Source organism: Lelliottia sp. GFLA7 (genome assembly GCF_056490165.1).
The window spans coordinates 1-488 of the sequence record NZ_JBWLAQ010000033.1 but is presented as its reverse complement, the minus strand read 5'-3'; the positions used below and the strand labels follow the sequence as shown (position 1 = coordinate 488).

Annotated in this window: 1 rRNA gene; it reads left to right on the top strand. The window is 54.1% G+C overall.

The features are described 5' to 3' along the window. Positions 1 to 488: ribosomal RNA gene (locus tag AC07RN_RS20990) — 23S ribosomal RNA — on the top strand; the annotation flags it as partial.

The window sequence follows — 488 nt, the reverse complement described above, 5'->3', positions numbered from 1 at the left end:
GGGTAAGTTCCGACCTGCACGAATGGCGTAACGACTTCTCTGCTGTCTCAACCACAGACTCGGCGAAATTGCATTACGAGTAAAGATGCTCGTTACGCGCGGCAGGACGAAAAGACCCCGGGACCTTCACTATAGCTTGGTATTGGTGTTCGGTTCGGTTTGTGTAGGATAGGTGGGAGACTGTGAAGCGGGCACGCCAGTGTTCGTGGAGTCGTTGTTGAAATACCACTCTGATCGTATTGGACATCTAACCTCGGACCATGATCTGGTTCAGGGACAGTGCCTGGTGGGTAGTTTAACTGGGCGGTTGCCTCCCAAAATGTAACGGAGGCGCCCAAAGGTTCCCTCAGCCTGGTTGGCAATCAGGTGTTGAGTGCAAGTGCACAAGGGAGCTTGACTGTGAGACTGACAGGTCGAGCAGGGACGAAAGTCGGGACTAGTGATCCGGCACCGGCAAGTGGAAGCGGTGTCGCTCAACGGATAAAAGG